This window comes from Lentzea xerophila (assembly GCF_051094245.1).
In the GTDB taxonomy this organism is placed as follows: Bacteria; Actinomycetota; Actinomycetes; order Mycobacteriales; family Pseudonocardiaceae; genus Lentzea; species Lentzea xerophila.
Window position 1 is genome coordinate 373,531 of sequence record NZ_CP194934.1, and the last position, 19,649, is coordinate 393,179.

The 19,649-nt window shown below is 69.7% G+C and carries 15 protein-coding genes; 8 read left to right on the forward strand and 7 right to left on the reverse strand.

Annotated features, from left to right (window positions below; translation table 11 throughout):
• Nucleotides 1-158: 158 nt before the first annotated feature.
• Nucleotides 159-1,814, reverse strand: coding sequence for an FAD-binding dehydrogenase (locus tag ACRSBM_RS01905; RefSeq protein WP_434438988.1), 1,656 nt, complete (start codon nt 1,812-1,814; stop codon nt 159-161).
• 69 nt (nt 1,815-1,883) lie between these two features.
• Between ACRSBM_RS01905 and ACRSBM_RS01910 the strand changes: the two genes are divergently transcribed.
• Together ACRSBM_RS01910 and ACRSBM_RS01915 are read left to right on the forward strand one after the other, a co-directional pair.
• The gene (locus tag ACRSBM_RS01910; protein WP_434438990.1) at nt 1,884-2,309 is read left to right on the forward strand and encodes a cupin domain-containing protein; all 426 of its coding nucleotides are present in this window, start codon (nt 1,884-1,886) and stop codon (nt 2,307-2,309) included.
• 267 nt (nt 2,310-2,576) lie between these two features.
• On the forward strand, nt 2,577-3,020 hold the full coding sequence (locus tag ACRSBM_RS01915) for a DUF6098 family protein (RefSeq protein ID WP_434438992.1): 444 nt from the start codon (nt 2,577-2,579) through the stop codon (nt 3,018-3,020).
• Here ACRSBM_RS01915 and ACRSBM_RS01920 read toward each other — a convergent pair.
• Nucleotides 3,004-3,693, reverse strand: coding sequence for a hypothetical protein (locus ACRSBM_RS01920; protein WP_434438994.1), 690 nt, complete (start codon nt 3,691-3,693; stop codon nt 3,004-3,006). The two genes, ACRSBM_RS01915 and ACRSBM_RS01920, sit on opposite strands and share 17 nt — an antisense overlap.
• 124 nt (nt 3,694-3,817) lie before the next feature.
• Here ACRSBM_RS01920 and ACRSBM_RS01925 point away from each other — a divergent pair, with 124 nt between their 5' ends.
• The gene (locus tag ACRSBM_RS01925; protein WP_434438996.1) at nt 3,818-4,333 is read left to right on the forward strand and encodes a hypothetical protein; all 516 of its coding nucleotides are present in this window, start codon (nt 3,818-3,820) and stop codon (nt 4,331-4,333) included.
• Nucleotides 4,334-4,611: 278 nt separating this feature from the next.
• Nucleotides 4,612-7,842 carry a S8 family serine peptidase gene (locus tag ACRSBM_RS01930; protein WP_434438998.1) on the forward strand — a complete coding sequence of 1,077 codons (3,231 nt, stop codon included), beginning with the start codon at nt 4,612-4,614 and terminating at the stop codon, nt 7,840-7,842.
• 72 nt (nt 7,843-7,914) lie between these two features.
• On the opposite strand, the gene ACRSBM_RS01935 is transcribed toward ACRSBM_RS01930, so the two are convergent.
• The 3 genes from ACRSBM_RS01935 to ACRSBM_RS01945 all read right to left on the reverse strand — a co-directional run bounded on the left by ACRSBM_RS01935 (nt 7,915) and on the right by ACRSBM_RS01945 (nt 10,742).
• Complete coding sequence (locus ACRSBM_RS01935) at nt 7,915-8,190, reverse strand: hypothetical protein (RefSeq protein ID WP_434439001.1); 276 nt, start codon at nt 8,188-8,190, stop codon at nt 7,915-7,917.
• A gap of 100 nt (nt 8,191-8,290) precedes the next feature.
• The gene (locus ACRSBM_RS01940) at nt 8,291-9,637 is read right to left on the reverse strand and encodes an MFS transporter (RefSeq protein WP_434439004.1); all 1,347 of its coding nucleotides are present in this window, start codon (nt 9,635-9,637) and stop codon (nt 8,291-8,293) included.
• A gap of 22 nt (nt 9,638-9,659) precedes the next feature.
• Nucleotides 9,660-10,742, reverse strand: a complete 1,083-nt coding sequence (locus ACRSBM_RS01945; RefSeq protein WP_434439007.1) for a mechanosensitive ion channel family protein — start codon at nt 10,740-10,742, stop codon at nt 9,660-9,662.
• 114 nt (nt 10,743-10,856) lie between these two features.
• Here ACRSBM_RS01945 and ACRSBM_RS01950 point away from each other — a divergent pair, with 114 nt between their 5' ends.
• Genes ACRSBM_RS01950 through ACRSBM_RS01965 form a run of 4 tightly spaced genes read left to right on the forward strand, consistent with a single transcriptional unit; the run spans nt 10,857 to nt 14,644 of the window.
• The gene (locus tag ACRSBM_RS01950; protein ID WP_434439010.1) at nt 10,857-11,867 is read left to right on the forward strand and encodes an adenylate cyclase; all 1,011 of its coding nucleotides are present in this window, start codon (nt 10,857-10,859) and stop codon (nt 11,865-11,867) included.
• A complete protein-coding gene (locus ACRSBM_RS01955; RefSeq protein ID WP_434439012.1) occupies nt 11,864-12,853 on the forward strand; it encodes a hypothetical protein in 990 nt (329 codons plus the stop codon). The genes ACRSBM_RS01950 and ACRSBM_RS01955 overlap by 4 nt, the downstream gene beginning before the upstream one ends.
• Nucleotides 12,850-14,064, forward strand: a complete 1,215-nt coding sequence (locus ACRSBM_RS01960) for an adenylosuccinate synthetase (RefSeq protein ID WP_434439015.1) — start codon at nt 12,850-12,852, stop codon at nt 14,062-14,064. The genes ACRSBM_RS01955 and ACRSBM_RS01960 overlap by 4 nt, the downstream gene beginning before the upstream one ends.
• Nucleotides 14,015-14,644, forward strand: coding sequence for an NUDIX hydrolase (locus ACRSBM_RS01965; RefSeq protein WP_434439017.1), 630 nt, complete (start codon nt 14,015-14,017; stop codon nt 14,642-14,644). The genes ACRSBM_RS01960 and ACRSBM_RS01965 overlap by 50 nt, the downstream gene beginning before the upstream one ends.
• Here the strand turns inward: ACRSBM_RS01965 and ACRSBM_RS01970 are convergent.
• Together ACRSBM_RS01970 and ACRSBM_RS01975 are read right to left on the reverse strand one after the other, a co-directional pair.
• Nucleotides 14,641-15,840, reverse strand: coding sequence for a M1 family metallopeptidase (locus ACRSBM_RS01970; protein WP_434439019.1), 1,200 nt, complete (start codon nt 15,838-15,840; stop codon nt 14,641-14,643). The two genes, ACRSBM_RS01965 and ACRSBM_RS01970, sit on opposite strands and share 4 nt — an antisense overlap.
• Nucleotides 15,837-19,574, reverse strand: coding sequence for a Pls/PosA family non-ribosomal peptide synthetase (locus ACRSBM_RS01975; protein ID WP_434439022.1), 3,738 nt, complete (start codon nt 19,572-19,574; stop codon nt 15,837-15,839). Before ACRSBM_RS01975 ends, ACRSBM_RS01970 begins: the two co-directional genes overlap by 4 nt.
• Nucleotides 19,575-19,649: the final 75 nt, after the last annotated feature.

A 19,649-nucleotide genomic window follows, 5' to 3' on the forward strand; every position in this document is an offset into this window, starting at 1 on the left:
ACTCTTTTGAACCAGCGAATCACCGTGCTGAACGGCCAGCGCGCCAATGGTCAGTGATCAGTCTCCAGATCGGACAACGGCGGGTACCCGGTCCGCGCTTCGTGGCTTCCCCGCGCACCGGTTCGACCACGTACCCGCCGAAGTCGATCGCGTCGCCGCTAGGCCGTCGCCTCCGCCGCCGAACGCCCGGCCACGCGGCCGGAGAACAGGCAGCCGCCGAGGAAGGTTCCTTCCAGGGCGCGGTATCCGTGCACGCCACCGCCACCGAACCCGGCGGCCTCACCGGCGGCGTAGAGGCCCGGCAGCACCTCGCCGGACGTGTCGAGCACCCGCGACGACAGGTCGGTGTGCAGGCCGCCCAACGTCTTGCGGGTGATCACCGACAGCCGCACGGCGATCAGCGGACCGGCCTTCGGGTCGAGCAACCGGTGCGGTTCGACGACGCGGATCAGCTTGTCCGTCAGGAAGTGCCGTGCCGAGCGGATCGCGTTGACCTGCATGTCCTTGCTCAGACCCGCGGTCACCTGGCGGTCGCGCTCGACGATCGTCTTCTCGAGTGCGGCCGCGTCGATCCGCGAGTCGCCGGTCAGCGCGTTCATGGCGCGTGCCAGGTCCGCGACGGTGCCGGCCTGGATGAACTCCTTGGACTTCTGGGCGAAGGCCTCCACCGGCGCGACGGCACCGGGCAGTGCGCGCTTGAGGACGGCCTTCGTGTCCTTGCCCGTCAGGTCCGGGTTCTGCTCGGAGCCCGACAGCGCGAACTCCTTGCCGATGATCTTCTTGTTCAGCACGAACCACGAGTGCTCGTGGCCGTTCGCGGTGATGTGCTGCAACGCTCCCAGCGCGTCGAAGCCGGGGAACAGCGGGATCGGCAGCCGCTTGCCGTCCGCGTCGAGCCACAGCGGTGACGGGCCGGGCAGGATGCGGATGCCGTGCCGCGACCACACCGGCGCGTAGTTCGCGATGCCCTCGGGGTAGTGCCACATGCGGTCGGCGTTGATGATCGCGCCGCCGGCCTTCTGCGTGATCTCCATCATGCTGCCGTCCACGAAGTCCGGCACGCCGGACAGCATGAACTTCGGCGGCTTGCCCATCCGCTCGGGCCAGTTCCTGCGCACCAGGTCGTGGTTGCCGCCGATGCCGCCGGACGTGACGATCACGGCCTGCGCGCTCAGCGAGAAGTCGCCGACGACGGTCCGGGAGCTGGGCTCGGCCCGGCCGGCCGACGACGGCTCCAGCACGTCGCCGGACACGCCGTCGCACACGCCGTTGGTGACGTTGACGCTCGTGACCTTGTGCCGGAACTTGAGCGTCACGAGTCCCTTCGCGACGGCCTCCCGCACCCGGCGCTCGAACGGCTCGACGATGCCCGGTCCGGTGCCCCACGTGACGTGGAAGCGCGGCACCGAGTTGCCGTGCCCGTCGGCCAGGTAGCCGCCGCGCTCCGCCCACTGCACGAACGGGAACCAGCGCACCCCCATGTTGTGCAGCCAGGAGCGCTTCTCCCCGGCGGCGAAGTCCACATAGGCCTCTGCCCACAGGCGTGGCCAGTGGTCGCTCTCCCGGTCGAACGCCGCCGAGCCCATCCAGTCCTGCAGCGCCAGGTCGTGCGAGTCCTTGACCCGGAGCCTGCGCTGCTCTGGGGTGTCCACCAGGAACAACCCGCCGAACGACCACCAGGCCTGGCCGCCGAGCGACGCCTCCGGCTCCTGGTCGAGGAGGATGACCTTGCGACCCGCGTCCGCGAGTTCTGCGGTCGCGGCGAGACCTGCGAGGCCCGCGCCGACGACGATGACATCCGCGTCATGTGCCATCGGGCGAGTCTAGGTCCATCGCTGGTCACAGACGAGACCTGAATCAAGTTCACTTTCTGGGGAGGATGCATGACGTTCCGACCGGTCTCCGAGGTCGGGTTCACGACCAGGACCACGCGTTTTGTGGCACCGGGCTCGGTGACGAACGGGGAGTTCGGCCTGTTCGAGTGGCGGATGGAGGCCCGTCAGCCGGGCGCCCGCCCGCACTTCCACAAGACCTTCTCCGAGTCGTTCTACGTGCTCGAAGGCGAGATCACGCTGTTCGACGGCGACGAGTGGATCAAGGGCGGCGAAGGCGACTTCCTCTACGTGCCGCCGAACCGCCCGCACGCGTTCCGCAACGACAGCGACGCGCCCGTGCGGATGCTGATCCTGTTCTCACCTGGGATCGCCCGCGAGAACTTCTTCCTGGAGGTGCGGGACGCGAAGAACCTCGGTCCGGACGAGCTGAAGGCCTTCTACGAGCGCCACGACCAGTACAACCTGCCTGGCTGAAAGTGCCGCCGACCGTCACTACCGGTGAAAGGGGGGTCTTGCCGGGTGCCGGTCGACGGCGGGTTGACCGCGGCGCGAGCACGCGACGCCTGCGGAAGGGCTTTCCGGCCTGGGGGTGCCGGATGGCCCTGGCGCGCAGCTCGAGCGCCCGCGGCCAACCACATTGTTGAACGTACAACCGGCTGGCGGTGTTCCGGTCGGCTTTGACTGTGACCAGGCTCAATTCCTTCAGGTTTCCTTCAGGTCCGGCCGGGTACGTCACCTGGCGTGACGGTTGAACTCCCGACGATCACGAGCATCGCCGAACTGGTCGGCTTCGTAGGCGACGACGTCTACGTGCGCTGGTCGAAGGGACCGGACGCGGACGCCGCGTCGACCTCGCGCGACTCGCTGACCGGCGTCGAGCTGCCGGGGCTGTCCGCGAGCCCGTTGCGGATCGAACCGTGGTGGGAGGACCGCTCCCGCGAGCTGTGGGTGGCGCGCCGGCTCTTCGACTACCGGCACCTGCGCGACCTGCGGGGTCCGGACGTCCGGGCGTGGGTGCTGCGGGGCGCCGAGGTGGGCAGGGGCCCCGACAACGAGCCCCTGGTCCGGTGCGACCAGCCGCTCGCCTGGGTCGCGGACAGCGCGCTGGAGGAGTGCGAGGAGATGGTCGACGCCCAGCACTCACGGGAGTGGGGCACGCTCGACCGTTCTAGCTCAGATCGTTGAGCTTGCGTTCCGCGGCCTTGCGGGCCTTCTCCGCGGCCGAGGTGACCCGTTTGGCGTCCTCCAGCCGTTCCGCGGCCCGGTCGAACGCCCGCTGAGCCGCCAGCTGGTCGGCCTGGGCCTCCCCGAGCGCCTGCTCGGCCTCGTCCAGCGCCTGCTGCGCCTCGGCCCGCTTGCGTTCCTGCCGCTCCCGGCGCTTGCGCGCGAGCGCGTCCTCGCCGTCGTCCGGCTCCGGTTCGGGCACCGGCAGCGCGAACCCGAACCCCGAGTACTCGAGCGCCTTGGTGAGGTGCCCCTGCCGCACCTGCTCGGCGGACTCGGGATCGGCCATCGCGGCCGTCAGCGTGTTGCGCACCTGCGTGACGGCGTCGTCCGCGAGCGGTCCCGTCAGCTCCAGCGTGCGGTAGACCAGCGCCTCCAGCAGCTCCTTGCGCTTGCGGCCGAGCTCCCGCATGGTCAGTTGCGCCGTGGAGAGGCCGAGTGCCTCGTTCAGGCCCTCGGGCGCGTCCCGGACGAGCTTGTTGACCGCCCAGGCACCCACGGTCGGCTTGCGCAGGTCGGCGATGGCCTTCGCGAGGTGCTTGTCGTCGGTCTGCTTGGCCGCGGCGTTGCGGGCCGCGGTGAACTCCTTCGGGGGCAGCCCGTAGAGCTCGTCGGCGACCGGCTTCAGGTCCATGCGCGCAAGGTAGCGCCTGAACAGTTCTCAGTCCCGCCGAACGGTGTCACTCAACGAGGCAAGGCCCTCAGACGTCTGAAGAGAAGAAGGCCATGCGCCCTGATCGGGTGAACAGGAGGGAGAAATGCACACCAGGTGGAGGTGGGTTCTGTTCGGCCTCGGTGCCGCCGTGGCCGCCGCCGGGCCGATCGCGATGGTGGACGGCCCGTGGTACGGCTACGTCTTCGGCGGCCTGTGGTTCCTGATGGGCGGCACGGTGGCGTGGCGCACGTTCAAACTGGGCACCGATGTCACCGCGCAGGGCGTCACGTCGAACGGCCTCGACCACCAGACCACCGTCGAGTGGTGCGACGTCGAGGCGGTCGAACCCCGGCGGCGCCGGAACCTGATCTTCTTCCACACCATCGCGCCGGCGCTGAAGCTCCGCCGCGGCACCACGACGCTGACCGAGCTGAGCCTGCTCTCGGTCAAAAAGGACTCGGTGCCCGAACGGACCGCGCAGTACGTGACGGAACTCCAGCAGGCACTGAGGGCTCATCGCGGCGACTGCGGCAAGTGTGGAGCGCGGCCCAAGGCCCTCGTGGCCGAGCCGGGGATCGTCCGGCGCCTGCGGTCGCGATTGCGTTCGCTATTGCGCTGAAATAACGATCAGTGCATCGTCTGCTTACGGGATCCTGTTACAGGCCACGGTCGTTCACCGTTGACGCAGTCTTGACATTCCCCTCTATCAGCCCTTGACTGGAGGGCGGTTGCTCGTTCCGTGATGGAAAAGAAACGTGCAGCACTAAAAGCGTGCCCATTCAAGCCGCTGAACAGTCCAATGTGGATCCGGAAAATACTCCGGGAAGACGATTGCCCCTCGCGAGGTGAAGAGATGTGCTTCGGAGCACTCTTTACCCCACGAAGGGCACATGCGCCGTGAAGAACTGGAGACGCCGCACCGGAACGGTCTTGCTGACCGCGGTGCTGGGCACTGCCGGGTTCGGCTTCGCCGCCACCCCTGCGATCGCGCAGAACGCTCCCCAAGAGCAGCCGGCCGCTGACAAGCAGCTGGACAAGAAGGACCGCGAGCTCGTCGACGAGGCCGCCCGCGAGGGCCGGCCGACCGTCGACCTGCTGGTCGCCGCCGAGGACGGCAAGACCGACGCCGCCGTCAACGACCTCAAGGCGCTCGGCGCCACGGTCCAGAAGACCGAGAAGGACGTCGACTACGTCAAGGTGACCATCCCGCGCGACAACGCGGAGAAGGCCGCCAAGCTCGCCTCGGTCAGCACGGTCGACGTCGACGGGCTCGTCGCGCTCGACGACCCGCGTCCGCAGGGCATGGAGAACCCGGCGCCGCAGAAGGCGCCGGACGCGAAGACCCCGCGCACCAACCCGTACATGCCGACGCAGGACACGCAGGCGGCGCAGTTCGCCGTCGCGCACCCGAAGTGGGACGGCCGCGGCACCACGATCGCCGTGATCGACTCAGGCATCGACCTGGACACGCCCGCCCTGCAGACGACCAGCACCGGTGAGCGCAAGATCATCGACTGGTACAACGCGAACGCCACGAACTCCGGCGACGGCACCTGGGTCACCATGACCAAGACCGGCCGCACCGGCAAGTTCACCGAGGGCGGCAAGGAGTACACGGCGCCGGCCACCGGCGGCCCGTACTCGTTCGGCCTCTTCCGCGAGACCGCGGGCGACCTGAACCTCGCCAGCAGCGAGACCGGCGGCGACATCAACCGCGACGGTGACCGCGTCGACTCCTTCGGTGTCATCCAGGACATCACGACGAAGGAAGTCTTCGTCGACACCGACGGTGACGGCAACTTCACCAACAACAAGCGGATGATCGACTACAAGGTCAAGCAGGACGTCGGCTTCTTCGGCACCGACAACCCCGCGACCCCGGTGATCGACCGCATCGCGTTCGTCGTGCAGACCGACCGCTCGATCTACGACAACGCGGGCACGCCGTTCGTCAACCTGGGCATCTCGGCCGCACACGGCACCCACGTCGCCGGCATCACCGCGGCGCACAAGCTGTTCGACGGCAAGATGGCCGGTGCCGCGCCCGGTGCGAAGCTGATGTCCATCAAGGCGTGCCTCACCACGCCGTCCTGCACCAGCTCCGGTCTGATCGACGGTGTCCTCTACGCCGCGCGCAACGGCGCCGACGTCGTGAACATCTCGATCGGTGGCCTCCCGGCGCTCAACGACGGCAACAACGCCCGTGCGGAGCTCTACAACCGCACGATCAACGAGTACAACGTCCAGATCTTCATCTCGGCGGGCAACTCGGGTGCGGGCGCGAACACCGTCGGCGACCCGTCGGTCGCCACGGACGCGGTGAGCGTCGGCTCCTACATCACCAGGGAGACCTGGCTCTCCAACTACGGCTCGAAGACCGCGCAGAAGCAGAACCTGCACGGCTTCTCGTCGCGCGGCCCGCGTGAGGACGGCGGCTTCAAGCCGAACATCGTCGCGCCGGGTTCGGCGATCTCCACCACGCCGCGCTGGCAGAGCCCCGGCCCGGTGGCCGGCACGTACGAGCTCCCGGCCGGTTACTCGATGTTCAACGGCACCTCGATGGCCGCCCCGCAGGCGACCGGTGCCGCCGCGCTGCTCGTGAGCGCGTTCAAGGCCACGCACGACGGCCAGCGGCCGACCAGCGCCGAGCTGCGCTACGCGATCCAGCGCAGCGCGAACTTCGTGAGCACCCTCGGTGCCTACGAGCAGGGCGCCGGTCTGTTCAACACCAACGCCGCGTGGCGGTTGCTGGACAAGCACTCCGTGCCGGACCAGGTCACCACGTCCGTTCCGGTCAACACCGTCCTCAGTGGACTGCTGGCCACCCCGAACGTCGGTGTCGGCATCCACGACCGCGAGGGCGTGACCGCGGGCCAGGAGTACACCCGCACCTACACGCTGACCCGCACCACGGGCCACGACGACGAGACGTACAAGGTCTCGTGGAAGGGCAACGACGGCACGTTCAGCGCGGCGAAGAAGGTCAGGCTGCCGCTGAACACGCCGGTGCTGTTCCCGGTCAAGGTCAAGGCGAAGTCGGCGGGCGCGCACAGCGCCGTCCTGCAGCTCGACAACCCGGAGACCCCCGGCGTCGACGTGCAGACGCTGAACACCGTGTTCGCGGCGGAGAACTTCAACGCCGCCAACAAGTTCTCGACCACCAAGTCCGGCACGATCGCGCGCAACCAGTCGACCAGCCTCTTCGTGAACGTGCCCAAGGGCACGAGCGCGTTGAAGATCGACATGGCCGCCGGTGGCGCCGAGGCGGGCAAGGGCCAGGTCCGCTTCCTGCGCTTCACCCCGCAGGGTGTGCCGCTCGACGTGACCAGCTCGACCAACTGCTACAACCCGGACGCGGGCGCCGGTTGTGCCGGCGGCACCCCCACCAGCCGCACGGTCGCGAACCCGATGGCCGGTGTGTGGGAGATCGTGGTCGAGGCGCGCCGCACCTCCGACGCCGACGTGGCGCCGTACTCGGTGACCGCGTCCGTGCTGGGCACGTCGATCAGCCCGAACCCGGACGTCATCCCGTCCGCGGCCATCGGCACCCCGATCGAGCGCAGCTACACGGTCTCGAACACGCAGGCCGTGTTCAACGGCCGTGTCGCAGGGGGCGGTGTCGGCAGCGCGAAGCAGGCACGTCCGACGATCGAGAACCTGGCGTCCCAGCAGTACCAGGTCGCGGTCGGCGCCGGCGCGTCGCGGCTCACCGCCACGATCGGCAGGACCTCCGACCAGGGCGCTGACCTCGACCTGTTCGTGTACAACTGCACGACGGGCGCCTGCGTGCTCGCCGGTCAGTCGGCGGACGCGGACTCGGAGGAGTCGGTGACGGTGACCAACCCGGCGGCCGGCGCGTGGCTCGTCGTGGTGGACGGTTACGCGGTGCCCGCGGGCACCACGGAGTACGACTACTTCGACGTCTACACCTCGGCTGCTCTCGGCACGCTGACGGTGAACGACACCAACGCCGACCGCGCCGCCGGTGCGTCGTGGAACATCACGGGCGTCATCACGCCGCTGGGCCAGCCCGGTGCCGGCCGCGTGCTGCGCGGTGAGCTCGAGGTGCGCACGGCGGACGAGAACGTCGTCGGCCGCGGTGCCGTGATCGTCCAGGCAGTCAGCTAGCAGTTCGAAGCAGTCGGCTAGTAGCTGGAAGCAACGTAGGAAGCCCCAGGGTCCACGAGATCCTGGGGCTTTCTACGGTTCAGGGAGCTTGTTGCCGAGCGGCTCGTCCAGGTCCACCCTGGACACGCCGGTGATCAGATACGCGTCCTCCACCTTGTCGACCGGCATCTCGGCGCGCAGGTAGCCGATTCTGGGATCGCGCGACTCGACGGTCGCGCCCAGCTCGGTCAGTGCCCGCTCGACCTCCTTGTCGCGTCCCGGCTGCACGGAGATCATCAGTGGCACGGTGAGGTGGCCGTCGCGCTTTGCCTGCTCGATCCGGTTCCTGTCCGGTTTGGCTGAAGACACGACTGGGACCTCCGCATACGGCACGGTTTCGATCCCGTTCGTACCACAGCCACCGAGAGCCAGCGCGCAAAACGCGACGGCGAGCGGTCTTCTCATGGGTCTAGGACGGAACGGGCTCCGCGAGCGGTTGCATGCGGGTTTCCGGCACCGCGAACATCATCACGACCACCGCGGCGACCACCACCGCACCGATCACCGCGAACGTCCAGGCCAGCCCCAGGTGCGGCCACAGCAGCGCCCCGAACAGCACGGGCACGAACCCGGCGCCGATCCGGCTGACCGTCGACGCCCACCCGAACCCGCTGGCCCGCAGGTGCGTCGGGTAGAGCTCGGGCGCGAACGCGTACAGCGCCGGGATCGTGACCTGGATCAGCATCCCGAACAGCGTGATCCACACCTTGGCCGCCCAGTCCACGTTCAGCTGCACCGCGAAGAGCGTGAGCGCGACCGCCGCGAGGGGCGCGCTGATCGCGATCACCCACTTGCGCCCGAACGCGTCCACCAGCCAGGCGCTGGCCAGCGCGGCGACGATGCCCACCGCGACGGTCAGGGTCGTGACCATGAACGCCGCGTACGTCCCGTACCCCTGCGCCTTGAGGATGCTCGGCAGCCACGTGACGGCGCCGTAGTAGAGCAGGAACACCGCGAGGAACAGCACCCACAACGCTGCCGTGCGTTTCGGGTCGTACTGCCAGATGTCCTTGAGCTGCGTGAACATCGCCTTGGCGGAGAGGCGCTGGACGTTCTGCGGCTCCGGCAGCCGCCACTGCTCCTTCGGCGCCCCGGTCCGCGCGACGAGGTCGTCGATGACCTTCTTGGCTTCTGCCGTGCGGCCCTTCGCGACCAGGAACATCGGTGACTCGGGGATCGACCGCCGGATCCAGAACAGCAGCAGCGCGGGCAGCACCATCGTGAGCATGAGGAGCCGCCAGCTGCCCAGGTCGGCGAGGTAGACCGCGGTGAGCCCGCACAGCGTCGCGCCCAGCGGCCAGAACGCGTCCATCGCCGCCAGCACCCGTCCGCGCACCTTGGCCGGGGTGAACTCGCCGACCAGCGCGTAGTCCACCGGGATGCACCCGCCGAGCCCGACGCCCGCCAGGAACCGGAACACGCAGAACGTCACGAAGTCCGGCGAGGCGGCGCCCAGGACGGTGAACAGCGAGAACATGCCGATCGTGAGGCTGAACGCCTTCTTGCGCCCGATGGTGTCCGCGATCGAGCCCCACACGAACGCGCCGACCGCCATCCCGATCAGGTTCGCCGTGCCGACCCAGCCGCGTTCACCCAGGCTGAGCCCCCACTCGGCGGCGACCAGCGGGATCAGGAACGCGTTGAGCGTGACGTCCCACGCGTCGAACAGGAACCCGAGCCCGCCGATGATGAAGATCGTCCCCTGCGCCCGCCACCGCCACGGCAGCCCCTGAACGACCTGATCTCCGGTTCTCATGTGGTCAGTCTGGTGGCATCCACTACTGCTTCGGTCCCGCAAACGCTTGCTCCCGCAGCGTCCCGTCCGCGCTCTCCCCGAACACGCGAGCGTCCGTGTGCTGGTCGCTGGCCGGCTGCTGCCGCTTGGCGCCGGTGACCGTCCGCGTCCTCACCTGCGGCAACGAGCCGCCGTGCTGGCGCTGCACCCAGTCGACGAGGTGCTCGCGCGTGAGACAGCGCAGGTCCCACAGCTTGCCGGCGTCGGCCGCGCTGACCAGCGCACGCAACCGCACGAACCCGTGCGTCGCCTCCGTCACCTGCAACACGGACACCCGCCCGTCCCACAGGTCGCTGGCCTCCAACATGGACCGCATCTCCTGCCGCATCGCCTCGACCGGCACCGTCCAGTCCAGATCCATCTCGACGGTCCCGAGCAACGCCGACTGCGTACGGGTCCAGTTCTCGAAGGGGGTCTTCAGGAAGTAGGAGGTCGGCAGCACCAGGCGCCGGTCGTCCCACAGGTGCAGCACCACGTACGTCAGCGTGATGTCCTCGACCCGTCCCCACTCGCCTTCGACCACCACGATGTCGTCGAGCCGCACCGCGTCGCTGAACGCGATCTGCAGCCCCGCGATCAGGTTGCCCAGCAACGACTGCGCGGAGAACGCCGCCACCGCACCGATGACCGCCGCGGAGGCCAGCACGGTCGACCCGACGGCCCGTGCTCCGGGGAAAGTCATCAGGATCGCGCCGACCGCCAGCACGCCGATGACGACCAGCACCAGCCGCCGGACCAGCGTGACCTGCGTGTGCACCCGCCGCGCGTGCCGGTTGTCCGTGACGTCCGTGCGGATCCGCGACAGCGAAATGTCCACAAGGGTGCTGACGAGCGCGGCCAGCAACCACGCTCCGGCGAGGATCAACGCGATGCCCAGCGCGTGCAGCACGACCGGAGCGTCGACCGGGTACACGCTGAGGCTTATCTGCGCGGCCAGCAGAGCGCCGAACACCTGGCCGGGCCGGTACATCTTGCCGCTGTGGGTGAAGCGGCGCACCAGCCGGTGGACCACCTCGACGACGAGCAGTGCGAAAGCCACAGAGCAGCCCATGACGACGAACAGCACATTTCCTCCTCCCGTATCGAGGCCGGGTACCCGGCCGCCGGGGAGGAGAACACCATGAGTCCGCTCACGAACGCCAGCGTTGCAATCCGGGTTTGAGTCGCATAGACTCAAACCATGGTCACGACAGCGGAGGCACTGGAGCTGGTGGAACGAGCCGGATCGGCCGAGGGGCTGTTCGGGCCTCGCACCGCCGATCCCGCCCAGCGCAAGCAGGCACGGCGCCTGTACCGAACGCTGGCCTCGGTGCTGCACCCTGATGTGGTCGGACCGGGCAACACGAGGGCACACGCGGCAGCGGCGATGCTGACCCGCCTGCACCACGAGTGGACGCAGAGCACGACCGTCGAGATGAGAACAGAGACCGGCGTCTACCGCATCGGGGAACCGTTCGCGGCTGGCAGCATCGCCAACCTGTACGAGGCGGACGGGCCGTACGTGGTCAAGGTGGTGCGCAACCCGGCTCTCAACCCGTTGCTGCACGGTGAGTGGCAGGCGTTGCGGGCGTTGGAGAGCTTCACCGACCAGAACCAGTGGTTGCGCCCCTTCTATCCGCGCCTGCTCGACACGTCGGGCGACGTCGCCAAGGGCTCGCGTGCCTTCACAGTGCTCGACCCGCTGCTGGACGGTTTCGTGACGCTCGCGGACGTTCGGCGCGCGTTCCCGGAAGGGCTCGACGGGCGCGACTACGCGTGGATGCATCGCAGGCTGCTCAAAGCACTGGCCGGTGCACACCAGATCGGCCTGGTGCACGGCGCCGTGACCGCCGAGAACGTCATGGTGCACCCGCGGCAGCACGGGATCGTGCTGGCCGGCTGGTCGTTCGCCGTCGAGGAAGGCCAGCGGCTCCTCGCGACCAGCCGCACTATCACCTACCCGCCGGAAGTCGAAGCAGGCGAACCGGTCACCGCGGCGACGGACGTCCACATGGCACACGCGCTGATGCTCGACCTCTTGGCGCACAACGAACATCGGCAGAAGGCCTTTGCTCGTGGATGCCTGCAGGACCGCCCGTCGCGGCGACCTGACGCCGTCGACCTGCTCGGCGAGTACGACGACCTGCTCGAAGACCTTTACGGCGCACGGGTTTTCCGCCCGTTCGTCCTTCCCAAGAAGACAGGAGCATGACGATGGGACACGGCAAGTGGGATGACAACGCCTACGCCGCGGCGAAGACCTTCCGCGCGGCCAAGGGAATCGCGGACTTCGGCTACACCGCCTCGATGAAGTCGGCACCCGCGGCGAGCTGGAAGGCCGCGCCGTCGCTCGACCCGTTCAAGGTGGCGTTCCGCGAGTGCCGCGACTCGCCCGACCACGCCGACTCGACACCGATCGCGGTGCTGTTCGACGTGACCGGGTCGATGGGCAGCGTGCCGAGAATCATGCAGGGCAAGCTCGGCAAGCTGCACGGCCTGTTGCAGCGCAAGGGATATCTCGCCGACCCGCAGCTGATGTTCGGCGGGATCGGTGACGCCGACAGCGACCGGGTTCCGCTCCAAGTCGGCCAGTTCGAGTCGGACAACCGCATGGACGAGCAGCTGCGGGACATCTTCCTCGAGGGCAACGGTGGCGGGCAGAAGAGCGAGTCCTACGAACTGGCCGCGTACTTCGTCGCGCGGCACGTGGTCACCGACGCGTGGCAGAAGCGCGGCCGCAAGGGCTACCTGTTCATCATCGGCGACGAGCTGAACAAGCCACGCCTGGAGGCCAGGCACATCCGCCGGATCATCGGTGACGACGTCAAGCAGGACATCGACCCGGTGTCGGTGTACCGCGAACTGGCCCGCAAGTGGAACGTCTACTTCATCCTCCCGAACCAGTCGTCGTACTTCAACGACGACACCATCGGTGAGCACTGGCGGACGATCCTCGGGCAGAACTTCCTCAAGCTCGACGATCCCGGCGCGGTGTGCGAGCTGATCGCCGCGACGATCGGCATGGAGGAACGCGTGGTCGACCTCGACCAGGCACTGGTGGACCTCGCCGAGATCGGCTCGGTCGCCGAGAGCAAGGCCGTCGGCAAGGCCCTGGTCGCCGTCGGTGGCGCGCGGTCGGTCGCGTCCACCGCGACTCCGCTCGGCATCGACGGTCCCGACGACGTGGCGCTGACGTGAGGGACCACGTGATCGTCGTCGGGCTGGGGTTCGGCGACGAGGGCAAGGGAGCGGTGGTCGACGCGCTGTGCGCCGACGGGCCGGTGTCGGTGGTGGTGCGGTTCAACGGGGGAGCGCAGGCCGCGCACAACGTGGTCGTCGACGGGCGGCACCACACGTTCAGCCAGTTCGGGTCCGGCACGCTCGCGGGCGTGCCGACCTGGCTCTCCCGCTACGTGCTGGTCGAACCGATCGCGCTGGCGACCGAGTCACGCGAACTGGAGGCCCTCGGCGTCGCCGACCCGCTGTCGCTGATGTCGATCGACGCTCAAGCACTGCTCACGACGCCGTTCCACGTGGCCGCGAACCGGGCCAGGGAGAGGGCCAGGGGCGGCGACCGGCACGGGTCGTGCGGCAAGGGGATCGGCGAAACAGCCTGGTACGGGCTGCTCGCCGGGGCAAGCGAGGGGGACGTGGTCGAGGGGCAACGGGTGCTCGGCGAGCCGGGCCCCGCCCCGACCGTCGGCGACTGCCTGAACCCCGCGGTGCTGCGCACGAAACTGGACGCGCTCGCAAGGTTCTACGAGCCGTTGATCGGCGACGGCCCGGACGTCGGCGAACTGGTCGGGCTCTACGGCGCGTTCGCGGACGCCGTCCGCATCACCGAGGGCCACGAAGGACTGCTCGACGCAGGCCGAGTCGTCTTCGAGGGCGCGCAGGGCGTCCTGCTCGACGAGACCTACGGCTTCCACCCGCACACCACCTGGTCCACGGTCGTGCCGCGCAACGCCCGGGAACTGCTGCAAGGACGTCCGGCCCGCGTGATCGGCGTGACCAGGACCTACCAGACGCGCCACGGCGCCGGTCCGCTGCCGACCGAGGACCAGGCCGTCCTCGAGCGCTTCCCGGAGCCGCACAACGGCACAGGGGAGTTCCAGGGCGCCTGGCGGGCCGGGCACCTGGACGCCGCGTTGCTGCGCTATTCCGTCGATTGCTGTGGGGGTATCGACGGGCTGGCCGTGACGCACCTGGACGCTGACGGCCTGAAGGTCGCCACCGGGTCGACCCTGGAGGACATGCCCGACCCCGTCGCGTACCTGGAGGACCTGCTCGATGTCGACGTGCTCGTCACCGGCGCGGGGCCGGCCAGGGCGGACTACGCGGTGCGGGACAATCCACGACATGATCGAGTCGACGTTGGTCTCGGTGGACGTGATCGCGCTCCGGTTTGATCCGGACGCACGCGCGGTGCTCGTGGGGGTGGCCCCGCGCGCACAGGAGCCGTTCGCGGGCGAGTTGGCGCTACCCGGTGTCCTGCTGGGCAAGGGCGAGCGGCTGCGCGAGGCGACCACCAGAGCCGTCACGGGAAAGCTGGGCCTGGCCGAGGAGTCCGTGACGGCGACCGGCCAGCTCGCCACGTTCGACGAGCCGTCGCGTGACCCGCGCGGCCCGACCCTCTCGATCGCCCTGTGGGCCACGATCGCCCGCCCGACCGGCGATCCGGCCGTCTGGGCACGTCTCGACGACGTGCCCGCGCTGGCCTTCGACCACGACCGGATCGTCGCCGACTGCCGGCCGCTGCTCGCGGACAAGCTGTGGCGCGACGTGCCGTTCACCGCCGGTCTGCTCGGACGTGAGTTCACCACGGCCCAGGCGCTCGACGTGACCGAGTCCCTGACCGGCGATCGTCCCTACCCGGCCAACCTGGGCCGCACGATGGATCGCGTGCCCGGACTGGAACGCACCAGCCAGCACGCTTCGGCGCTGCCCCAAGGTGGCCGGCCACCGCTGGTGTGGAGATGGACGGGCTAGCTCGGCAGCTCCGGCTCGAAGAGCCAGCGGGTCAGCAGGTCCCGATGTCCGGCCAGCGCCAGGAAGTCCTCGGTCGTCACCACGCCGTGCCGGTGGCGCGCACACCACTCCCGCAGCAGCGCGAAGAACGAGTCGTCGCCCATCTCACCGCGCAGGGCGTGCAACGTCAGCGCCCCGCGCTTGTAGACCCTGTCGTCGAACCAGTCGGCCCGCGCGGGCCGTCCGATCACGATGTCCTGGGGCAGGCGCCGCAACAGATCCCGCGCCCCCGCCGCACAGGCCTCCGCCGACCGGCCGCCGGAAGCCTCGGACCACAGCCACTCCGAATAGCAGGCGAAACCCTCGTTCAGCCAGATGTGCTCCCACGCGGCAATGCCCACGGAGTTGCCGAACCACTGGTGCGCCAGCTCGTGCGCGACCAGCCGCTCCGCACCCCGCCGCCCGTCCACGTGGTTGGCGCCGAACGTCGACAACCCTTGCGCCTCAACGGGAACGTCGAGCTCGTCGTCGGTCACCACGACCGAGTACCTCGCGAACGGGTAGGGCCCGAACAGCGACGAGAACAGCTCGATCATGGCGTCCTGGCGGCCGAAGTCGTGCGCGACGAGCCTGCGCAACCGCGCCGGCGCCCACACGTCCGGCAGGGCCTCGACGTACTGTCCGATCTGGACGGTCGCCAGGTACGTGGCCATCGGCGCGGCCATCGAGTACGTCCACCGGGTGGTGCTGCCGGAGATCTTGCCGTCCACCAGCACCCCGTTGCACACCACCGTGTACGGCGAGGGCGCCGTCACTTCCAGGTGGTAGGACGCCTTCGACGACGGTTCGTCCAGGCACGGGAACCACGACGGCGCGCCGATGGGCTGCGAGGCCACCAGGGAACCGTCCGTCAGCTGGTCCCAGCCGAGGTCGCCCCACTCGGGCGTCGAGATCGGCACCGGCATGCCCGAGTAGCGGACCTCGACCGTGAAGGCGCCGCGCACGGCCGCGCGCACGTTCAGGACGCCACCGGCGTGCCCGTAGCGCGCGGGCTTGCCGTTCACCAGCACCTTCGAGATCCGCAGCGATCCGAAGGACAGCGAGAACGACGACAGCGGAGAAGCGCAGGAAGCCTGCAGCACCGCGCGTCCCGAGAGGCGCGCGGAGTGCGGCTTGTAGTCAAGCTCTAACGCGTAATGGTGTACGGAGAAGCTCATGTCCACGCGGAGATCGGGTTGCCCAGCCAACGGGTTCCCGACGGTACATCCTCTCCGCGCATGACGAGCGAGGCGGGTCCGATCGTGGTGTGGGCACCGATGGACGCGCCGGGCAGCACGATGCCGTGCGGGCCCAAAGTGGACCCCGCGCCGAGTTCCACCCGGTCCATGCGCAGGATCCGGTCGTGGAACAGGTGCGTCTGCACGACGCAGCCGCGGTTCACCGTCGCGCCGGCACCCAGTGAGACCAGGTCGGCCTCGGGCAGCCAGTACGACTCGCACCACACGCCACGCCCGACCGACGCGCCCAGCGACCGCAACCAGACGTTCATCACCGGCGTGCCACCGGAGAACCCGATCAGCCACGGCACCGCGAGCACCTCGACGAACGTGTCCGCCAGCTCGTTGCGCCACACGAACGCCGACCACAGCGGGTACTCACGCACCTTGAAACGGCCCACGAGCACCCACTTGGCCACGACGGCCACCAGGCACGCGGCGACACCGGCGCCCAGCAGCACGACGCCGGACCACCAGAGCCCGAACTCCTTCAGCGCGAACAGCACCAGCACGACGAGCGCGACGTTCAGCATCACCGGGACGAACCGGCACAGCTCGACCAGCGACCGCGCCCACATCAGGTGCTTCGGCGGGTCGAACGTGCGCGACTGGTCGGACACCTCGGCCGCGCGCGGCAGCTTCATCGGCGGCATGCCCAGGTACGACGACCCGGCCTTGGCCCGCTTCGGCGCCGCCGACAGCACGCCGACGAGCCCGCCCTTCGGGACGTTGCGGCCGGGTGCGGTCATGCCCGAGTTGCCCAGGAACGCCCGCTTGCCGACGCGGGCGTTCGCGATCCGCAGCCAGCCACCGCCGAGCTCGTAGGACGCGACCATCGTGTCGTCGGCCAGGAACGCGCCGTCGCCGACACGGGTCATCTTCGGCAGCGCGACCACGGTGGACGCCTCGACGCCGCGACCGACCTTCATGCCGAGCAGCCGCAGCCACACCGGCGTGAACAGCGAGGCGTACAGCGGGAACAGGGCCGAGCGCGCGTTGCTCATCAACCGCTCGGTCGTCCACGCCTGCCACGCGACGCGGCTGTGCACGGGGTAGTGGCCCTCGCGCATGCCGATGCCGAGCAGCCGCACCGAAACCAGGATCAACAGCGCGTAGGTGCCGAACCAGATCGCGGAGGCGGCCGGAACGTCCCACAGCGCCGACGTCAGCGTCACCGGCTGCCGCAGCACGTACAGCAGGGCCGGAGCCGCCGCCAGCAGTGGCAGCGCGGCCAGCAGGCCGGACGAGACGCCGTACATGAAGTTCCAGAAGCGCGAGCGCGGCGGGCGGCGTGACGGGAACGAGCGCGCCGCCTTGCCTTCGCGGGTGGCGGGCACACCGGACCACCGCTGCCCGGTCGGCACGGACCCGGCGACGCCCGAACCGGGCGCCACCTCGGCCCGCTTGCCGATCCGCGCACCGGGGAACAGCGTGCTGCGCGCGCCCACGGTGGCGCCCGCGCCGATCCGGATGCGCCCGATGCGCAGCCGGTCGCCGTCCAGCCACCAGCCGGACAGGTCGACCTCGGGCTCGACGGCGGCGCCGCGCCCGACCTTCAGCATGCCCGTGACCGGCGGCAGCGAGTGCAGGTCGGCACCGGTGCCGATCTTCGCGCCCAACGCCCGCGCGTAGTGCGTGACCCACGAGCCGGACAGCTCGGTGGCACGCGACATCTGCGCCAGCATCTCGGCGGTCCACAGCCGCAGGTGCACGTTGCCGCCGCGCGGGTACTCGCCGGGCTTCACGCCGCGCAGCAGCACCCGCGCGCCACCGGCGGAGATCGCCAGGCGTCCGGCGGGGCTGAGGAAGACCACGAACCCGGCGGCGACCCACCACCACGACACGGACGCCCAGCCCAGCACGTTCGACAACGCCGTCAGCGCCACGACCCACCGCGCGCCGGCGATGGTCAGCAGCGGGATCATCAGCAGCGTCTGGACGACGCCGGTCCAGCGCGGCGTCGGCGCGACCTCGTGCACCTCGGCCGTCTCGCCGTAGGACTCCAGGCGCCGCGCCAGCTTGTACAGCGTCGGGTTCTGGTAGATGTCCGACACCGACGTGCTCGGGTACCGCGTGCGCACCAGCGAGACCAGCTGTGCGGCGCCCAGCGAGCTACCGCCGGACGCGAAGAAGTTCGCGCCCTCGGAGGCGGGCCCGGAACCGAGCACGGCGGCCCACTGCTCCGCGAGCCAGCCCTCGAGACCCGAGAACACCACCCCCGCGGTGTCCATCGACGCGAGCGGCCACGGCAGCGCGGCACGGTCGACCTTGCCGGACGTGCGCGTCGGCAGCGTGTCGACCACCGCGATCAACGGCACCAGCGCGGCGGGCAGCTCGGCACGCAACTGCTCGACGGCCGCTTCCTGGTCGAACTCACCGTCGGTCACCACGTAGCCGACGAGGATCTGGTTGCCGCCCCGCGTCGTGCGCACGGCGGCCGCGGCGCCGGCGATACCGGGCAGCGACGCCAGCGCCGCGTCCACCTCGCCGAGCTCGATCCGGCGGCCACCGAGCTTGATCTGCTCGTCCGCGCGGCCGAGGAAGACGAGGCCCTCCGGCTCGGCGCGGACCATGTCACCGCTGCGGTACGCGCGGTCCCAGCCCATCGACGGCAGCGGCGCGTACTTCTCGGCGTCCTTGGCGACGTCCAGGTAGCGCGCCAGGCCGACGCCGCCGATCACCAGTTCGCCGGACTCGCCCATCGGGACGACCTCACCGGCCGCGTCGACGACGACGAGTTCCCAGCCGTCCAGCGGCAGGCCGATGCGCACGGGGCCGTCGCCGGTCATCCGGGCGGCGCAGGCGACGACGGTCGCTTCGGTCGGTCCGTAGGTGTTCCAGACCTCGCGGCCGGGCACGGCGAGCCGTTCGGCCAGCTCGGGCGGGCAGGCCTCGCCGCCGAAGATCAGCAGCCGCACGTCGTCCAGCGCCTCGACCGGCCACAGCGCGGCCAGCGTCGGAACGGTGGAGACGACGGTGATCTCCTGCTCGACCAGCCACGGGCCGAGGTCCATGCCGGTGCGCACGAGCGAGCGCGGCGCGGGCACCAGGCAGGCGCCGTGGCGCCACGCGAGCCACATCTCCTCGCAGGAGGCGTCGAACGCGACCGAAAGTCCCGCCAGCACCCGGTCGTCCGGGCCGATCGGCTCGTCGGGCAGGAACAGCCGCGCCTCGGCGTCCACGAACGCGGCGGCACTGCGGTGCGTGACCGCGACGCCCTTGGGCTTGCCGGTGGAACCGGACGTGAAGATGATCCACGCGTCGTTGTCCAGACCGGGTTCGCCGGGTACGCCGAGCGTGGTGCCGTGCCGCACCAGGGATCGCCCCTCGCCGAGCACGGCACTCACTTGCGCCTCACCGAAAACGAGCTCGGCGCGCTCGTCCGGGTCCTCGAAGTCGACCGGCACGTACGCCGCGCCCGCCGCGAGGGTCGCCAGGATCGAGACGTAGAGGTCGACGGTCCCGGACGGCACGCGAATGCCGACCCGGTCGCCGACCCCGACACCTTCGGCGGCGAGCTTTTCGGAGAGTTCCAGTACTTCCGAGATCAGCGCGCGGTAAGTGAGCGCGGTGGTGCCGTCGTCGACGGCCAGCGCGGACGGGTGCTCCTCGGCACTCGCGCGCAGGATGTCCAGGAGGGTGCGCGGGGTGGGCGCCTCGCCTGCGGTGAACATCGATCGAAGGACAACGGGTTCAGCCGCAATGGTCACTTGAGCGTCACTTCTCACCCTCTCGGCAAACTTGCGGAC

Coding starts and splice junctions, on each gene's coding strand:
- ACRSBM_RS01905 (WP_434438988.1), bottom strand. CDS start 1,814: ATGGCACATGACGCGGATGTCATCGTCGTCGGCGCGGGCCTCGCAGGT.
- ACRSBM_RS01910 (WP_434438990.1), top strand. CDS start 1,884: ATGACGTTCCGACCGGTCTCCGAGGTCGGGTTCACGACCAGGACCACG.
- ACRSBM_RS01920 (WP_434438994.1), bottom strand. CDS start 3,693: ATGGACCTGAAGCCGGTCGCCGACGAGCTCTACGGGCTGCCCCCGAAG.
- ACRSBM_RS01925 (WP_434438996.1), top strand. CDS start 3,818: ATGCACACCAGGTGGAGGTGGGTTCTGTTCGGCCTCGGTGCCGCCGTG.
- ACRSBM_RS01940 (WP_434439004.1), bottom strand. CDS start 9,637: ATGAGAACCGGAGATCAGGTCGTTCAGGGGCTGCCGTGGCGGTGGCGG.
- ACRSBM_RS01950 (WP_434439010.1), top strand. CDS start 10,857: ATGGTCACGACAGCGGAGGCACTGGAGCTGGTGGAACGAGCCGGATCG.
- ACRSBM_RS01955 (WP_434439012.1), top strand. CDS start 11,864: ATGACGATGGGACACGGCAAGTGGGATGACAACGCCTACGCCGCGGCG.
- ACRSBM_RS01965 (WP_434439017.1), top strand. CDS start 14,015: ATGATCGAGTCGACGTTGGTCTCGGTGGACGTGATCGCGCTCCGGTTT.
- ACRSBM_RS01970 (WP_434439019.1), bottom strand. CDS start 15,840: ATGAGCTTCTCCGTACACCATTACGCGTTAGAGCTTGACTACAAGCCG.
- ACRSBM_RS01975 (WP_434439022.1), bottom strand. CDS start 19,574: ATGTTCACCGCAGGCGAGGCGCCCACCCCGCGCACCCTCCTGGACATC.